The sequence below is a fragment of the Mesorhizobium sp. M7A.F.Ca.US.002.01.1.1 genome, assembly GCF_004022955.1.
Classification (GTDB): domain Bacteria; phylum Pseudomonadota; class Alphaproteobacteria; order Rhizobiales; family Rhizobiaceae; genus Mesorhizobium; species Mesorhizobium ciceri.
Genome location: NZ_RZQE01000044.1, coordinates 6,828 through 23,941, shown reverse-complemented (window position 1 = coordinate 23,941; position 17,114 = coordinate 6,828). Strand labels below are relative to the sequence as shown.

Below are 17,114 nucleotides of genomic sequence, written 5' to 3'. Positions count from 1 at the left end.
CTCCTATGAAGGCTGCGATGGTGTCAGCCCCTTCTTCGGCGATCACCGCTTCCAGCTCGGCGAGCAGGCGCGCCGTGAAGGCGGCTTCGTCTTCGCCTGCCATGCCGAAGCGATAGAAGTGCGGGCAGGTCAGGTGGCGAACGGGAATGGCCGGCAGATCGAAGTCGCGATGGTTGACCGGCAAGCCCGTCAGGCTGCCGGAGGCGACGGTGATGCCGTGATAGCCCTTGGTCCGTGCCAGGAATTTCTTCTTTTTTGGCCGGCCCAGCGCGTTGTTCATGAACCACATCATCTTGACGATGGTGTCGTTGGCTTCCGAGCCCGACGACGTGAAGAAGACACGCGTCAGGTTTTCCGGCGTCATCTCCACGAGTTTCTCCGCGAGCCGGATGGATGGCTCATGCGCCTTGGAGGAGAAGGTGTGGTAGTAGGGCAGCTTCAGCATTTGCTGATAGGCAGCGTCGGCCAACCGCTTTTCCGAAAAGCCGACGCCCACCGACCAGAGCCCGGCCAGCCCTTCGATGTATTCCTTGCCGCGTTCGTCATACACACGGATGCCGTCGCCGCGGCTGATGATCAGCGGCCCGGTTTCTTCGTGCTGACGCAGGTTGGTGTAGGGGTGCATGGTGGTGGCGATGTCGGCGGCGGCGAGAGAGTTGGAAAGCGCATCCATGGAAGTCCTCAGCGGCTTGGAGAAATGGTTCGGGCAGTGAGTTCGAGATAGTCCTCGAGTCCCCTGCGTGGAGCTTTCACGATTCGGGAGAATGAATCATGGCAGGCCGTTGGAATGAGTGTCGATGATCCGCCGCATCAGCGCGGCGACGTCGCGCGCATTCGGCGGATCGGAGTGGATGCAGACGGTGTCGAAGTCGACCGGGCGGATCGTGCCGTCTGTCGTGACGAGTTCGCCTCGAGTAAGCGCCCCTATCATGCGGTGCTCGGCAAGCGTCAGGTCGATGGCCGACTGGACGCGCGGGATGATCAGGCTGCCGCCGGGAGCGTAGGCAAGATCGGGAAAGAACTCGCCCACGAAGGCAACGCCGAGTTCGGCTGCCGCCGTCTCGTGACAGGTTCCCGCCATGCCGAAGAGAGGGACGCCGAACGGCTTGACCGCCGCGGCAATTGCCCGGGCAGTGTCGACGTCGTGCGCGGCCATGCCGTAAATGATGCCATGCGGCTTGACATGGCTGAGTTGCCCGCCCTCGGCGACCAGCATCCCTGTCAGAGCACCGATTTGATAGAGGAAGGCAGCTGTCAGTTCCTCCGGCTGAAGTCTCATTTCGCGCCGGCCGAACCCCTCACGATCGGGAAGGGAGGGATGCGCGCCGACCCGCTTGCCATGCGAAAGGGCGAGCCGCACGGTCTTCAGCATCGTCCATGGATCGGAGGCGTGGAAGCCGCAGGCGATGTTGGCGCAATCGATATGAGGCATGATGCCGGCATCGTCACCGAAGCGCCAGTTGCCGTAGCTTTCGCCCATGTCGCAGTTCAGGGTGACCATGGTTTACTTGCCTCAGCCCAGAGTGTTCAACGCCCAGCCGGGGGCGATGTGCGGGAATTCCGGCGGTGGTTCGCGCTCATGCAGCAGTCGAAGCACGCGTGGCGGCGTCACTGGCAGCTGCCGTACCGGCTTGCCGATGGCGCGTGCCACAGCGCAGCCGATTGCCGCGCCCACCGCCAGGATCGGGACCTCGCCCGCACCCTTGGCGCCTAGAGGCCCCATCGACGGCGCGCCCTCGTAAAGGTCGGCGGCGACCGGAACCACATCCTGCGCCAGCGGCAGGCGATAAGTCTCGAAATCGTCCTGCGCGATGCGTCCGTCGGCGGTGAGCGTCACCTCCTCGTGCAACGCATAGCCGAGCCCCTGTACCACGCCGCCCTGTATCTGGCCCAGGATGGCGCGCGGATTGAGCGCGCGGCCGACATCTTGAACTACGCGATAGGCCAGCACCTCGACATGGCCGGTGTCTGGATCAACCGCCACCTCGGCCTCGTGAACGACGAAGACGGGAATGTCGAGCGCATCGATGAAATGCCCCATCGCGCAGCCGGACATTGCCGGAGTGTTCCTGGCGGTAAAGGCTCCGCTTCCGGTGATCGGGCCGGTGGTTGCCTGCGCATGGGCGACGACAGCGGGGATCGACATGCCGGAACCGGGAAGTCCCGTGATCTCGACACGACCGTCCCGCAGCACCAGGTCTTCCGGTCGGGTCTGGAGCATCTCGCCGGCGGTCCGCAGCAGCTTCTCTCGCACTTCCGCGCAGGCGGCGATGCTCGCGGCACCAATGGACACGGTGGTGCGCCCACCGCCAACGCCGACATCGAGACCGGCGGCATCCGTATCGGCTTCGCGCACGATCACCTGGTCGGGAGCAAGCCCGAGCTGCCCAGCCACGATCTGCGGCAGGGATTGCACCATCGTGCCGGATCCGATCTCCACACCCGAGGTGACCAGCGTTGCGCTGCCGTCGGCGTTCAAATTCACCGTCGCCGCCGAAGGCCCGACGAAAACGAACCATGTGCCGACCGTGGTCGCAATTCCATAGAGCCTGCCGTCGGCCTTGGCCTCTGATGTACCGGTGCTGGCGCGCAGTGTCTCCATGCGATCGAGCATCGGACCCAGCACGTCGGCCTCGAAAACCTGCCCCGTGGCACCGAGATCGCCATCTCCCAGGACATTTTTCTTCCGGAACTCTATTGGGTCGAAGCCTAGCGCATCGCAGATTTCGTCGGTGTGTCGCTCCAACGCGAAGGTGTTGTAGACGCCATTGCAAGCTCGGAAAGCGCCGTTGGGTGGTGTGTTGGTGTATACGGCGCGGCTGACGAGCCGCGTTGCGCCAACCCTGTAATTGCCGCCCAGCGTGTGCGCCGTCATCGTTGTCAGGAAAACCTGTTCGCCGCCATACGCGCCGCAGTCCATCAGCACGACCGCCTCGCGTCCGGCGATGTATCCTTCGGCAGTGACAGCGGAGCGGATGCGGATTTCCGCATTCTCGCGGCAGAGGCAGGTTGCCATCTCTTCCTGCCGGGTGTTTTCCAGGACCACCGTGCGCCCGGTCATCCGCGCCAGAAGTGCCGTGATCGGCTCGATGGACGCATCGAATTTCAGGCCGAACCCGCCTCCGACAGGCGGCACGGTGACCCGCACACGCCCGGGCGCAAGCTGCATGACCCTTCCGGTGACGTTGCGAACTGTCCAAGGCACCTGCGTCGAGGTCTGGATGTGAGCCCGGCCGTCCTCCCAGGAGCCGATGGCAACGCGCGGTTCGAAAGGCACATGGCTCTGCCGGCCGACGGTAAAGCTGCTCTCGACTATGCGTATGTCGGGACGGGCGAAGGCCGCATCGACGTCGCCGCGGCTGGATTTTGCCTCCCATGCGATGTTGCCGGCACGTGCGCCGCCCTCGGTGATCGCCTCATAGCCGCGCCAGCCCTCGTGGACGAGACGGGCTGCGGGCTGGAGCGCTTCGGCCATGGTGGACACCGGTGCCAGCGGCTCGATCTCAAGCACGATGACGGCAAGCGCCGCCCGCGCCTGCTTCTCCGTTTCGGCGGCGATGACGGCGATTGGCTCGCCATGATAGCGGATGGTGTCGATGGCCAGGAGCGGATGGTCGGCAATGCCGATGCCGTAGAGGCCTGGCGCGTCGGCGCCGGTCGCCACCGCGCGCACGCCAGGACAGCGAAGTGCCGCCGAAACATCGAGCTTGCGGATACGCCCCGCGGAAACGGTCGACCGCAGCAGCACGGCATGCAACATGTCGGGGCGAACCCGGTCGTTGGTGTATTTCGTCCGCCCGCGCAGCTTGTCCTGCGCATCGCGGCGGGGAAGATTCATCACGGTGGCGGACAGCTCAGACATGGAGACCTCCCACCGACTGGCCAGCCTTCCGCGCTTGGTCAAGGCAGTCGGCCACGGCGTCGACGATCCGCTCATATCCGGTGCAGCGGCAGATGTTGCCGACCATCGCGGCCTTGATTTCGGGACGGCTCGCATGCGGATTGTCACGCACGAACGCCGAAAGGCTCATAACCATTCCCGGAAAACACATGCCGCATTGCACGGCATCGGCGGCCTCTAGATTGGCCTGGAGCGGATGCAGCGCCTGGTTTCCGGAACTCAATCCCTCGACGGTCGTGACCGCGCATCCCTGGACCAGGCCAATCGGCTTCAGGCAGGACGGCACCGCTTCGTCGTCGACATGCACCGTGCAGGCGCCGCAGAAGCCTTCGCGGCACACGGCTTTGGTCCCCGTCAGGAATCGTTCCCGCCGCAAGATGTCGACGAGCGGCGTCATCGGATCGCCGTGAAAGCTGCAGTCCTCGCCATTCAGCTGGAATGTCACAACCATGCCAGGCCCTCGGTCTTGAGAAGTGCGGCAACACCGCGCTTGACCAGCGGCGGAAGAACCTGGCGCCGGTACCAACCCTCCGCTTCCCTGCCGTCGCGGCCCTGAAAATCATTGTGCTCTAGTGCAAGCCCGGCAGCGCGCTCCGGATCGAGCGCGGAGGCCTGGCTTGCCCTCATCGCCTGTTCGAGCGCCGTCCAGCGCCGCGCTACCGGCTCCACCGAGCCGACGGCGATGCGACATCGTTTGTCCTTGTCCACCGCAAGCGAGACGACGGCGACCGGATAGTCGCCAGCCTTCCGAAGCGGCAGGCGGATATGCGCGCTTGCGACAAGGTCGCGGCGCAGATGAATTCTCGTCACAATCGCCTCTGCCAGCAGCGCATGCCTGTCTTTGAGGAAATCCGAAATACCGATGAGTTTTGGGCCTTCGAACGTCTCCAGCTCCACCGTCGCCTCACAGACGAGAAGCGCAGGGGCGAGATCGGCGGCGGCAAAGTCGAGGGCACAAATGTTGCCGCCCACGGTGGCGACCCTTCGGATACCGGGATTGGCCGCGTTCTCCGCCGCGGCAACCAGACCTTCGAAGCCCGCTGCCCCATGCAACGCGCGGCCAAGGACTGCGTGGGTAACAGCTGCACCGATCACGACATGGTCCGAGTCGATTTCGACCTTGGACAAGGCCGGTATTCGGTCGAGTGCGACCACCGCGTCGGGAAGGTCGACCCCGCGTTGGGGATCACGCATCATCCAGGTGCCGCCTGCAAGCACCACCGCGCCCTGCCGGCGTGCTGCCATTGCCTCTTCAAGTGTGCTGGCCGCGGTGAACGATCGTCCCACGCCTGGTGCCATCTGTCATACCCCTCGGAGCAGCCAACCTTCGCGGCGCTGCGACATTGTTGCTCCAGCTTTAGGTTCCTGTGAAATAGTAATTCTTTGAATATGGTATCGAAAAAACAGATAACTCTGGCATCCCGCGAGCGCCCGCAAGATTGCGGCGCGCTCGCTGGCGCTCAGACCCAGTGGGTGACGGTCCGTTTCTCAAAACTCTCCCGGAATTGGGCGGTGGTTTTGGGAAGTAGTTCGCCGGTCTCCCAGTCGAGGATCACGGCATAGTGCCGAACCGCATCGAGCGTATCGATCTCGCCGGAGCGGTATTTGCGCGCGACCTCCTCGGGATCCATGCGTGCCCAGCCCTTCCGTTTCGCCCGGATGTCGGCACGGCAGGCTTCGGTCGCCGTCTCGTCGATTTCGTACTGGCACAGGTCGCGGTCGATTTCGCGGATCACCACACCGTAGTCAGTCCTGGCACGCTCCAGGGAAACGTAGTCGTCGATCACGTCCTCCATCACCTTGCGGGGCTCGCGCTGCAGTGGATCGCCGAAACCACCGCCGCCGGCCGTCGGACGAGCGAACTGGTCGCCTGTGTGGACGGAGTAATCGGAGAATACGGAGCCGAGCCAGATCTCGGTCTCTTCTCCGGCGCGCTTCATGGTCAAGCCGTGGGGCATCGACGGCAGGCCTCCTTCGACACCCCAGACGACAGCACGCTCGCGGTCGCAAATATAGGACATGACGGCATTTTCAGCCTCAAGCAGCGATGAGGTCTTCTGCACGCCGACGCCGCCCCGCCACTTGCCGGGCCCGGCTGAATCCTGCTTGATCTGGAACTCGAGCGTCCGAGTGGGATTGACCCGCTCGTTGCCTTCGTTCGGCTGCGACATCAGCCCGGTTCCGAAGCAGGCGGTTGTGACATCGGCACCATCCTTGCCGTTGCGCCCGCCCCAGCCGCCAGGCAGCCATTCGTAGAACATGAAGATCGGCTTTTCGGGTTTGCGCGCATCCCGTCCCCCGGCCAGCAGATATTCGAGGTTGAAGGCGCAGGCGATAGCGCGTTCGGGCATGATCTTCGACCACATCTCGAAGATCGCGTTCATGATCTTTTCAAACGGCATCAGGAACCCGGTCACCGCCACCGGCCATTCCGCGCTGACGATGCTATTCTTCGGCGCGGTCACCTCGATCATCCGGTAAAACCCGCTGTTGAGCGGGAGGTCCGGAAAGAAGGTTTTCATGCCGGCGACCACGGCCGAGAAGGTCGCGCCCGGTGCGGAATTATACATCGAGGCAATGGTCGAGTGGCTTCCCGTAAAATCGTAGTGGATCGTGTCGCCCTTGATCGTCATCTTGATGCGGATCGGGATCATGCCCTCGCCGGCACCGAGATCCCGGTCGATGTAGTCGACCGTCTCCCAGGTGCCGTCGGGCAGCTCCGCCAGACGCTTTCGCACGGCACGTTCGACGTAGTCCTGAACCTCCTCCATACCGCGCATGACCTGGCCGCGCCCGTACTTCTTGACCAGCCGCAGCAGTTCGCGCTCGGCCGCCTGCGTCGCTTGCGCCTGGGAATGGATGTCGCCAATGATCGATGCGGGATCGCGCGTGTTGGCCGCGATCATGTTGGCAACATCGGAGCAGAAGCGGCCGCGCTGGAAAAGGCGCAGCGGCGTTATCCGCAGCCCTTCGCGGAACATGTCGCGGGCGGTGACGTCGAAGGAACCCGGCACCGAGCCGCCGAGATCCGACCAGTGTCCGTTCGACTGGGAGAAGCCGATCAGTTTGTCTTCATCGAAGATCGGCCGGACGAGCCGAACGTCGCTGAAATGCGTACCGCCGGCATAAGGATCGTTGATTGCGTAGACATCGCCGGGTGCCATATCGCCTTCGAAGACCCGGATCACTTCCTTACACGTGTTGTGCAATGTGCCGACATGGACCGCGATGTCGTAGTTGCCCTGGGCGACGGAGTTGCCATCGGCGTCGTGCAGGGCATTCGAAAAGTCTCGGTTGTAGATGACGAAGGAATAGCAGGTGCGAAGCATCTGTTCGGCCATCTGGTCGACGGTGGTGATGAAGGAGTTCTTCAGCACCTCGAACGTTACCGGATCGAGGCCAGGGCTCGTTTCAATCAGCTTTGTCATGTTTCAGCCTTTCGTCACGATGAGAATGTTCAGGAAGCCATCGACGGTCGCGCTCATTCCCGGCGGAACCACGGTGGTGGAATCGAACTGTTCGACGATGGCGGGTCCCGCAAAGGCAGCGCCGGCGCTGAGTTGGTCGCGTTCATAGACAGCCGCATCATGAGATACGCCGTCGAACCAGACGCCGCGGCGGCCGAGCGGCTCGGGCACATGAGGCAAGACTCCGTGTCGCGGTATCTCGGCTTTCGGGACGATGCCGATCGCCTTGACCGCGATGCGGAAGATCGATACCGGCGCGTCTTCGCGGCGGTAGTTGAACTCGCGCTCGTGTTCGTTGTGGAATGCCTCGATCAGCGGGCAGATGCTCTCGATGCGCGCCGGGGCTGACACCGCGAGCGAGCGCCACTGGCCCTGGTACATCATCTCGACCGTGCGCTGCAGCGCCATGTCTTCCTGCGCCACGCCCTCATGGCCCAGACGCTCAACCGCCTGTTTTTCCATCAGAACAAAGGCTGCCTGCATCTCGGCGGGCGAGACAGTCGAAGCATCGGCCATGAAGCTTTCGGAGAAATCGTGCTGCACGTCGACGAGAAGGCAACCGAGCGCGGAGGTAACGCCGGGATTGGGCGGTACGATCACGGTTGGAATCGAAAGCTCCTTGGCCACAGCCGCTCCGTGCAAAGCGCCAGCACCGCCGAATGCGACCAGCGCAAAGTCGCGCGGGTCGTAGCCTCGGCTGATGGAGAGAAGCCGGACGGCATTGCCCATATTGGCGTTGGCGACGGCGATGATCGCCTCGGCCGCCTGGTGGAGTTCCATGCCGAAGGGTTCCGCCACCGTCTCCTGAACCGCCTCGGCGGCCAGAGCGGGGTCGAGCGTGATCTTGCCGCCCGCAAGGCTGGTGCCGAGACGGCCGAGCACCACATTGGCATCGGTGTTGGTGGCAATGCGGTTGCCATTCTTGTAGCAGGCCGGACCTGGAAAGGCGCCAGCGGACTGCGGTCCGTTGCGCAAGCTGCCGCCCTCGTCCTGCCATGCCAACGACCCGCCGCCCGCACCGATGGTCAATACCTCGATGGAGGGGAAGCGGATCGGATATCCGAATTCGATGTACCAGTCCTTTGTGATGCGCGACTCCCCGTTCCAGGCCAGCGAGACGTCGGTGCTGGTGCCGCCCATGTCGAAGCCGATCGAGTTCGGGTAGCCACAGAGATTTCCGATGAAGCGGCTTGCGATCGCTCCGGCGGCGATGCCGGATCCCGCGAGCCGGGCTGAGAAATCCTTGACGCTCGCGGGCGTCATGACCCCGCCACCGCTGTGCAGCAACAGGAGATCTCGTTTGTATCCGGCGTCGGCAAGCTTTTCTCCGAGACGCGACACGTAGTCGACGACGACCGGGGCGCAGACGGCGTTCGCCATGGTGGTGGAAAAGCGTTCGTGCTCGAAGATTTCCGGCATCACCTCCGAGGAGATCGAGACCGGCAGATCCGGCATTGCCTCCTTCAGGATCTCACGCATGCGGCGCTCGTTGGCGCCGTTGACATAGGAGTTCATGAAGCAGACGGCGATCGACTTGACCTGCCGTTTCTTGAGAATCTCCGCGACACGACGCGCGGCCTCTTCGTCCAACGCTTCCAGGATCGTGCCCTCGGCACTGACCCGTTCCCGGACGGTCAGCCGGTCGCGGCGCGGGATATAGGGCTTGGCGACATCTTTGTAGGTGTCCCAGAGATCTTCCTTGTTGGCGCGACGGATCTCTACAACGTCACGAAAACCCTCGCTGCAGACCATTGCGGTGCGCGGCAGACGGCGGGTGATCAGCGCATTGGTGGCGACCGTCGTACCATGAGAGAACATCGTTACCTCCGAAAGATCGATGCGCCCCTGCTCCACGCCATTCATGATGGCCTGCATGGGATCGTCAGGCGTGGAGGCGGTTTTTTCGATGCGGATCGCTCCGCTGTCTTCGTCCATGATACAGATGTCGGTGAAAGTCCCTCCGACATCGACGGCAACTCTGATTCGGCTCATGACAGTTCCTTCGCAAGGTCTTGCGGGCAAAGCCCCGCCTTCGTCGCCCCTTGCCGGGGAGACGTTGCATGAATGGTGGAATTGGCCCGGATTTCGTTGGGACTAGTGGCGCTCTCGCGAGGCCGAAGAGCCGCCCGCCCGGATCGCTGCTTCGCGACGGGTATCCGTCGGTGCGCAGCCGAACCGCGTCCGGTAGTGCTTGCAGAACTGGGACTGGTCGGCGAAGCCCCAGCGGTAAGCGATCTCGGCTACGCTGCTGATGTTGGTCACCGACATCAGCTCCTCGGCGCAAAGTTCAAGCCGGGCGTCGCGGATGAAGCCGTTGATCGACTGGTTGCTGTCCTGAAAAAGGACCTGCAGGTAACGCAGGGAGATGCCGCAGGCATCAGCCACCGCCTGCGGGCCGAGGTCGGAATTCTTCAGGTTGTCGCGAATATACTGCTCGGCACGATGCAAATGGCCGGCCCGGATCGACGAGATGCTGCTGTCCAGCACGCGATCGTCGCTCACGATCGACAGGCACAGCATTTCCAGGATGTGCCTGCCCATCATCTCACGAGCGACTTCAGTGATCTCATCGAGATGGCCGATCGTGGTTCGCACCGTGTCGAGGAAGAGCGCGGCGATGCCTTGGGTCGCGTCGAAACTGAGCGCACTGAGCCGTTCGGCGGATCCGATCCGTGCCCGAACGCTCGATGATGGTACCTTGAGGACCCACAGCGCGTTTGGCTTGCCGTGCCAGAATTCGTAAGGCGCATCTCCCCGCTCGACGAGAAAGCCCCCCGGCCTGCAATTGACGGTTCTCGACCCTTGCGAGAAATTCACCTCCGACATCTCCGGGATCGTGATGAGCAGGCTGGCGTCACGCTCGTTGAGGAAGTGGCGGCGGTGGCGACGATAGCTTACGGCATCGCAGCGCATTTTAGACACGCTGACGAGCCCAAGCGAGAAGGTTTCCAGCGTGCCTGAAAATTCGCGACGGTTCCGATACTCGGTGTCGAGCGGAAAATAGGCTTCGGTAACGGCGGCTTGCCAGGCATCACCGCCTGCGGGACCGCCGATCGTATCGACGACGTATTTCATTCCCCGACCTTTCTGGTTGACCCGGTTGTCCCGGTGTTGTTCCGAAGATTACAGGAATTCACCGGCGCGTATTGGTCAAAAACGAATAAACTTATGTGGTCGGTTGGCCCAGGACCGGAGCTCGCGACGGTTGCAGTTGTCGTCACGATCAGTGTGCAGCTGATCAAACCAGCCTTGGCGCGCAAACCGCCAGCCGACTTGGAACCATGCATTCTGTTCGCACACTCATTCAGGAAAAGTTGTCGGCTTCCAGATGTGGGCGGAAATGATGTCCTGCAGTTCCGTGCGCACCGCACGGAAGAGTGGCAGCAGCGTGTAGCGGCGGGAAGCGACAATGTCCGCCTCGTCCTCAATCGAGAGCACCGTCGATCTCGGTTCCTTCGGACCAGTCGATAGATCGGCGACCGAAGCTCGCCTCTTCCACTTCGCAACCGTCTTCCGGTTGATCCCGTAGCGCTTGGCCAGCCCCCTCAGGCTCTCTTGACTATGCTGTATCGCTCGACGGACCGCCTCTGTCGTTTTGGCGCTCCCATGCAGAACTTGGCCCATAGCGCATCCTTTGATTCGGGAGACAAGGATGCTCCATAAAGCCCGGGATCAAACATCTAGGATGATCAGATCCAGCACCAAAGAAACAGAGGGGCTGTCGGCAGGGAACATGCAGACCATGAGCGACTGGTTGTCGGCTTGTCTCCGACTGCTCTGCGTCAGAATCACCTCAAAAGCGAAGTCGCTTGGCTAATCCGTCATTTCTGGCGAAAGGCGGAGTGGAACGACACAACCAGCGGGCCCAGAATGTAGTCGAGCGCGGTGCGTTCCTCGGTGACGATCATGACTGACGCTGGCATGCCCGGATAAAGCGCAATCTGTGGGGCTGCTGCCAATTCCACCGGATCGACCGCTACGTCGGCAAGATAGTAGGGAAACCCGGTCTTGCTGTCGGTAATGCGATCCGCCGAAATGCGGGTGACGCGGCCATGAATTATGGGTATTGAGCGCTGCTTGTAGGATGTAAAACGAACTTCGGCAGCCATATCGGGTCGCAGGTTCGATATGTCCTCGACGCGAATCTGGGCCTGGACGATCAGCGAATTTTCGGTCGGCACGATATCGAGGATGGTCTGGCCCGGCGAAACGATAGCGCCTATCGAGAAGACGCTGAGATCCATCACCTGGCCGTCATACGGCGCGCGCACCTCGGCTCGGTCCATGGCAGCCTGGGCGGCAAACATCTTGGGCACGAGGTCGGAAAGGCTCGATTGCGTATCGATCAGCATGGCCGACAGCTTGGCTCGGCGCTCATTTGTCAATTGTGCGATCTGGCTTTCGAGTTCGGCTTTGCTCTGTTGGCTGCCGCCGATCGCGCCGAGGTTCTCATCGATCAGGCCCTGCAGATCCGAGGCGGATCTTTCCAGCTCCAGGATGCGTGGGCGGGTCGTCAATCCGGCCTTGAGCAGCTTCGACAGGCTGGCCTTCTCGTTGATCGTCGATTGCAACTGGGCATGGTAAGATTCGACCCGAGACTGCTTGCCCTGGATCTGCTCCTCGAGTTCGGCAATGCGCCGCTCGAGGATCTGCCTGGCGCCGGCCATCGAGGCGCGTTGGCTTTCCAGATCGGCGATCTGGTTTGCCATTGCATCCCTAAGGTAGTCTTCGTGCTCTTTGAGAATGTCCTTGGGAAAGGCAACAACCTCGCTGCCGTCCAGTTCGGCTCGGATCCTGGCATCGGTTGCGCGCAACAGCGCATATTGCTGGGCATAAAGATTGAACTCGGACCGAATCCTGGTGTCGTCCAGCTTCAGCATGATGTCGCCCTTCCTGACGACGTCGCCATCCTTGACGCGGATCTCCTTCACCGTACCGCCGTCGAAGTGCTGTACGCTTTTGCGATTGCCATCCACCTTGACGATGGCGTCGGCAAGCACGGCGCCGTTCAGCGGGGCAAAGGCCGCCCAGCCGCCAAAGATGCCAAAGAAAGCAACGATGATCAGCAGACCGATATAGGCCGGCACCCGGATCGAATCCGGGGCCAGAATACCGGCGTCGCCAGGCAGGCTCCGGTAGGTAAGCGCGCCGTCGCTCATCGCTCTCTCCAAACACGGTTCATTGCGTTGCCACCGCCATTGGAGCCGCGCGCTGGTTGAGGAGCGCCACGATCTCGTTTCTCATGCCAAAGGCCTCGACGGCGCCATCGCGCAACAGGAGGATCTTGTCGACATTCGCCAGGGTCGAGGGCCGGTGAGAGACGATGATCACCGTACTGCCGCGGCGCTTGAGTTCGATCGCGCAGTCGCTCAGCGCGCGGTCGCCATCGGCATCGAGATTGGAGCTGGGCTCGTCGAGAATGATCAGGTTCGGCGTTCCGAACACTGCGCGGGCAAGAGCAATCCGTTGGCGATATCCTCCTGACAGCACTGCGCCGCCTTCGCCGATCTGCGTCTCATAGCCTTGCGGCAGGCGGATGATCATCTCATGCACGCCGGCGAGCCGCGCGGCCTCGATGACCTCCTGGTCGACATTGGTCTTGAAGCGGCCGATGTTGGCGGCGACCGTATCGGAGAAGAGTTCGATATCCTGCGGCAGGTAGCCGATGTGGTCGCCGAGCGCGTCGTGTCCCCATTGCGACAGGTCGGCCCCGTCCAGCCTGACGGTACCGCGGCTGGGTTGCATGACGCCCGCGAGATGACGCGCCAGCGTCGACTTGCCGGCGCCGGAAGGGCCGACGATTCCCAGCGTCTCGCCTGCTTCCAGCCGGAACGATACGTCTCGGAGAAGCACTTTCTGCTGGCTGGCGATTGCAAAGCTGACCTGCTCGACCGAAATCTTGCCGGTGGGCTTGGGCAGGTTGAACGATCTTTCGCTCTGCGCGCCCCCGTCGACCAGCTTCTCGACCCTTGCCAACGCCGCCCGCCCCAGGATCAGGCTGCGCCAAAGGCCGACGATCTGCTCGACCGGCTGCAGCCCCCGGCCCAGCAAGAGGCTCGCGGCGAACATGGTGCCGCCGGTGATCTGCCGCTCGATCACCAGATAGGCGCCGAGGCCGAGGATCAGCGACTGCATGGTGAGCCGCAGGAAACGGATCAGACCCGACATCAGTGCGGCGCGATCGCTTGCCTCCGCCTGGCGCCGCAGCGCCAAATTGCGGTCGCGTCCCCAGCGGCGGATGAGGCCGTCGATCATCCCCATGGCGCGAACGACTTCGGCGTTTCTGAGGCTCATCTCGGTGAAATTATAGTTGGTCGTCGCCAGGTCGTTGGCCTGCTTCAGCGGCGAACGCACGATATATTCGTTTAGCACCGCCATGGCGACCAGAAGCAGCGAGCAGCCCAGCGCGAAGAAGCCGAGCCAGGGGTGCAGCAGGAAGATGATGCCGATGTAGATGGGCGACCATGGCAGGTCGAACAAAGCGTGGATGCCGCTGCCGGTGATGACCTGCCTGAACGTGTCGAAGTCTCGGATGGGCTGGCTCGGCGACGAGCCGGGCGATGGGGTCTCGACCGACGCGGCCAGGACTTTTGCCGACAGCAGCCGGTCGAGCCGCGCACTGGCACGCGTCAGGATGGAGGCGCGCACCAGGTCGAGGCCGGCCAGCGAAAGAAAGGCCGCCAGCAACACCAGGGTCAGCATCACCAGCGTGGTTTCGCTGCCGCTGGTGACGACCCTGTCATAGATCTGCAGCATGTAGAGTGGGGACGCGAGATAGAGCAGATTGATGGCCAGGCTGAACGCCGCCGCTACCAGGAAATAGCGGCGGCAGGCCCGAAGCGCATCCTTCACAATTCGAGATTTGCTATCCACGTCCAGAACCCCACTCGATACGCATCAGGCCAGGTGGGCCGCCGCTGGCGGCGGCCTTTTGGTTCACACCACGAAGTCGCTTGAAATTGCTCCATTGCCAACGCCCGTCAGCGTGAATTCCGCCGGATTGTACGAAACGGCGGTATGGCCTTGGCCGTCATCGGCAAGCTTGAAGCCGTTCGCATCGTAGCTGCCGACCAGATGCAGCGCGGTACCGTGGGTGCCGTCCGAAACGGTCAGCGTTCCGCCGCTGCCATCCTGGTTTGCCTGGTAGACGGCCGTCGTTCCCGCGCCGAACAGGATGTCCTCGAGCTCAAGCCTGTCGTCATTGGTGATGCCGCCGATCCGCCCGCTGAAATCGAAGGAATCGTCGAGCTGCAGCGTGCCGGCCGCATCGTGCGCGAAGGTGACATCCGTCGACGAGGCGCTGCCGAACTCAAGCTTCGACAGGTTGCCGATCGTGGCATCGCCGTCGCCGGTGACCTGGCCATGGATGACGATGTCGCCGCCATTGGCCAACAGCATGCCGGAATTCGCCAGCCCGCCGGTGATCGTCAGTCCACCTGAACCGGTCGCCTCCAATGTTCCGGAGTTGGTGACGACGCTGCCCCCCGTATCGATGACCAGCGCATTCGCGCCAGAGGCGATAATGGTGCCCTGATTGTCGAGGCTCAGCATCCCGCCGCCCAGCTGGCCAGCGCCCGATATCGTGTTGTCGACATTGACCAGAGTGACGTCCGGCCCCGTGCCGGAGATCATGTTGGCGGCGCTGTCGGACAGCAGGATCTGCCCGCCGCCCTGCAGGGTCACGCCATGCTGGATGATTTGCAGCAGCGTTTCACCGCCGGTCGAGTCCAGCGAGATGAGGCCGCTATTGTTGATCATGCCGCTCAGCGGCAGCAAGGCGCCGTCGCCGATCGTCATGGTGCCGGCATTGTTGACCACCGGCGTCTGGTCGAAGACGAAATTGCCTGCCGTCAGCGCGCCCGAGTGCACGCCATCCAGCGTGATCGACTGCCCATCGCCCAGCGTGATCACCGCGTTGCCGTGGGCATCGTCGGCGATATGGGTCTGCAGGTCGGCAAAGTCCGCCAGTCCGTTGTAGCCGATAAGGTCGATCTGATCGGCCGCGGCGTCGAAATTATGCACCGTATCGGCACCGATCGGCTGCGAGAAGACGAAGAGATCGTTGCCGCTGGACCCGGTCAGCACGTCGTCGCCCGACCAGGCGAAGATCGGCGAGCCCGGAGCGTAGGCCTCGACATTGTCGGCGATCGACGCGCTGCCCGAGGTGCCGTCGGCGTTGATCCAGGTCATCTGGACGTCGAGCACGGCTGCCCCGGTGAAACTGGCCGATGTGGTGACAGTCAGCCCGCGCAGGTCGCTGGTCTGTGTCGTCCAGCTTCCATCGGCGTTATGCGTCGCGCCGTCGATGGTCCAGCCCGAAGGTACGTCCTTCACCGTGACGGTGATGAGCGCACCTTCATGCGAGGGATCGGTGAGAGCGAGGTTGATGGGCTCGCCGGAAGTGCCTGCGGGTTTGAGGCCGATTTGAGACCCGGCGGTGCTTAGATTGCCGGCGCCGTCCTTGAAGGCTCCAGCAGAAAAAGTTGCCGTGTATGTCGTGCCGTTGTTGGGCTTGTTCACCAGCAGAGTATACGTATCTACCGTATTGCCACCGCCGTCGGTTGCGGTGCCCCACGTGCCCGTGGTCGACACTAGGGTCACATTATTCGACAAAGCTAGTTTCGTTGAATCGAAGAATGTGTGGTTCATTCCGGTTTCGCTGAACTGGACGACGAGCGTGCTCGGTGCCCCGGCATTTCCCTGAACGCCCGTTATCAGTGCGATGTTGGGAGCCGTAGTATCGCCGCCCGTCACATTGATCGTCGCCGTGGCTGTGCCTGTGTCGGTACCTCCGTCCCCGTCCACCAGCGTAAAGGTCACAGTCTTTGTCGTGGTAGCACTGGTCGCGTTCGAGTAGCGAATGTGATCCTCCAGCGCTTGCGCTGCGGCTTGCGTGGCGTTGGCGTTGAAGGTGACGACGAGGTTTGTCCCGTTCGTTCCGCCGGTGAACGTTCCAATGGTCGTTCCACTATAGGTGACGTTGCTGCCGCTGAAGCCGATCTGGCCGAGGCCCGTGCCTTGGTTCTGGATCGTCAACTGGTCGGCTGAGGTGCCGTTTGCCGTGAATGCGACGGTCAGCGAGCCTCCGTTGAAATCAGCGGAGTCAACATCCGCGACAGTTCCAGATGGAGCGATAGCGGTCGCGGCCGATCCCGTGGTATAGCTGAGGCTTGTTGATGTTCCGGCCAACCCGCCGTTGAGATCTATTACCGGCGCATCATTTGCACCGTTGATGGTGACGGTGAGTACTGCCATGTCCGTCAGGCTGCCGTCGCTGACCGTGTAGTTGAACGTATCGGTGGTGGAGCCGCCGGTATTGAGGGCCTGGACCGTCGAGTCGTTCTCGTTGACCACGTAGGTGTAGCTGCCGTTGGCGGCGATTGTGAGTGTGCCGTGCGCGCCGACCAGGCCGACACCCAGCGAACCGGCCGTACCGCCGCCTTCGGCGCCGCCGGTACGGATCGAGCTCACCGTCAGGCTGGCGCTGTCGACATCGCTGTCGTTGGTCAGCACGTTGCCGGAACCATTGTTGCCGCCGGATCCGTTTAGCGTGCCGCTCTTCTCGGTTGCGGCAATCGCACCGGGACTGGCGCTAGTGTCGTTGGCAGCGATCGGAGCGTCGTCGGTGCCGTGGATGGTGATGGTCAGCGTCGTCGAGGAGGTCCCGCCCTGGCCGTCGCTCACCGTGTAGGTGAAGCTGTCGGTCAGACTGCCGCCGACATTGAGCGCGTCAACCGTCGGGTTCG

At 62.6% G+C, this 17,114-nt stretch carries 11 protein-coding genes and 1 pseudogene; all 12 read right to left on the bottom strand.

The window, feature by feature from the left end; translation table 11 throughout:
* The coding region (locus EN932_RS07720; protein WP_127419104.1) for an aminotransferase class III-fold pyridoxal phosphate-dependent enzyme at positions 1-673 on the bottom strand (673 nt) is incomplete at its 3' end.
* 96 nt (positions 674-769) lie between these two features.
* Positions 770-1,501 carry a LamB/YcsF family protein gene (locus EN932_RS07715; protein ID WP_127368829.1) on the bottom strand — a complete coding sequence of 244 codons (732 nt, stop codon included), beginning with the start codon at positions 1,499-1,501 and terminating at the stop codon, positions 770-772.
* 12 nt (positions 1,502-1,513) lie between these two features.
* Positions 1,514-3,862 carry a xanthine dehydrogenase family protein molybdopterin-binding subunit gene (locus EN932_RS07710; RefSeq protein WP_127368828.1) on the bottom strand — a complete coding sequence of 783 codons (2,349 nt, stop codon included), beginning with the start codon at positions 3,860-3,862 and terminating at the stop codon, positions 1,514-1,516.
* Positions 3,855-4,352, bottom strand: a complete 498-nt coding sequence (locus EN932_RS07705) for a (2Fe-2S)-binding protein (protein WP_127368827.1) — start codon at positions 4,350-4,352, stop codon at positions 3,855-3,857. The genes EN932_RS07710 and EN932_RS07705 overlap by 8 nt, the downstream gene beginning before the upstream one ends.
* A complete protein-coding gene (locus EN932_RS07700; RefSeq protein WP_013533166.1) occupies positions 4,343-5,200 on the bottom strand; it encodes an FAD binding domain-containing protein in 858 nt (285 codons plus the stop codon). Before EN932_RS07700 ends, EN932_RS07705 begins: the two co-directional genes overlap by 10 nt.
* A gap of 161 nt (positions 5,201-5,361) precedes the next feature.
* Positions 5,362-7,329 carry a hydantoinase B/oxoprolinase family protein gene (locus EN932_RS07695; RefSeq protein ID WP_127384529.1) on the bottom strand — a complete coding sequence of 656 codons (1,968 nt, stop codon included), beginning with the start codon at positions 7,327-7,329 and terminating at the stop codon, positions 5,362-5,364.
* A 3-nt stretch (positions 7,330-7,332) separates the two neighbouring features.
* Positions 7,333-9,360, bottom strand: a complete 2,028-nt coding sequence (locus tag EN932_RS07690) for a hydantoinase/oxoprolinase family protein (protein ID WP_063171490.1) — start codon at positions 9,358-9,360, stop codon at positions 7,333-7,335.
* A gap of 102 nt (positions 9,361-9,462) precedes the next feature.
* The gene (locus tag EN932_RS07685; RefSeq protein WP_127367131.1) at positions 9,463-10,443 is read right to left on the bottom strand and encodes a helix-turn-helix domain-containing protein; all 981 of its coding nucleotides are present in this window, start codon (positions 10,441-10,443) and stop codon (positions 9,463-9,465) included.
* A 300-nt stretch (positions 10,444-10,743) separates the two neighbouring features.
* Positions 10,744-10,992: pseudogene (locus EN932_RS07680) on the bottom strand (IS481 family transposase); the annotation flags it as partial.
* 197 nt (positions 10,993-11,189) lie between these two features.
* Entirely contained in the window at positions 11,190-12,527 is a 1,338-nt protein-coding gene (locus EN932_RS07675) for an HlyD family type I secretion periplasmic adaptor subunit (protein ID WP_063171488.1), read from the bottom strand.
* A gap of 19 nt (positions 12,528-12,546) precedes the next feature.
* Positions 12,547-14,241, bottom strand: a complete 1,695-nt coding sequence (locus EN932_RS07670; protein WP_013533172.1) for a type I secretion system permease/ATPase — start codon at positions 14,239-14,241, stop codon at positions 12,547-12,549.
* Positions 14,242-14,304: 63 nt separating this feature from the next.
* On the bottom strand, positions 14,305-17,114 hold a 2,810-nt coding region (locus EN932_RS07665), incomplete at its 5' end, for a VCBS domain-containing protein (protein WP_206618920.1).

Excerpts from the sequence above, each read along its gene's own strand:
- EN932_RS07715 (WP_127368829.1), bottom strand. The coding sequence starts at position 1,501 with ATGGTCACCCTGAACTGCGACATGGGCGAAAGCTACGGCAACTGGCGC.
- EN932_RS07710 (WP_127368828.1), bottom strand. The coding sequence starts at position 3,862 with ATGTCTGAGCTGTCCGCCACCGTGATGAATCTTCCCCGCCGCGATGCG.
- EN932_RS07705 (WP_127368827.1), bottom strand. The coding sequence starts at position 4,352 with ATGGTTGTGACATTCCAGCTGAATGGCGAGGACTGCAGCTTTCACGGC.
- EN932_RS07700 (WP_013533166.1), bottom strand. The coding sequence starts at position 5,200 with ATGGCACCAGGCGTGGGACGATCGTTCACCGCGGCCAGCACACTTGAA.
- EN932_RS07695 (WP_127384529.1), bottom strand. The coding sequence starts at position 7,329 with ATGACAAAGCTGATTGAAACGAGCCCTGGCCTCGATCCGGTAACGTTC.
- EN932_RS07690 (WP_063171490.1), bottom strand. The coding sequence starts at position 9,360 with ATGAGCCGAATCAGAGTTGCCGTCGATGTCGGAGGGACTTTCACCGAC.
- EN932_RS07685 (WP_127367131.1), bottom strand. The coding sequence starts at position 10,443 with ATGAAATACGTCGTCGATACGATCGGCGGTCCCGCAGGCGGTGATGCC.
- EN932_RS07675 (WP_063171488.1), bottom strand. The coding sequence starts at position 12,527 with ATGAGCGACGGCGCGCTTACCTACCGGAGCCTGCCTGGCGACGCCGGT.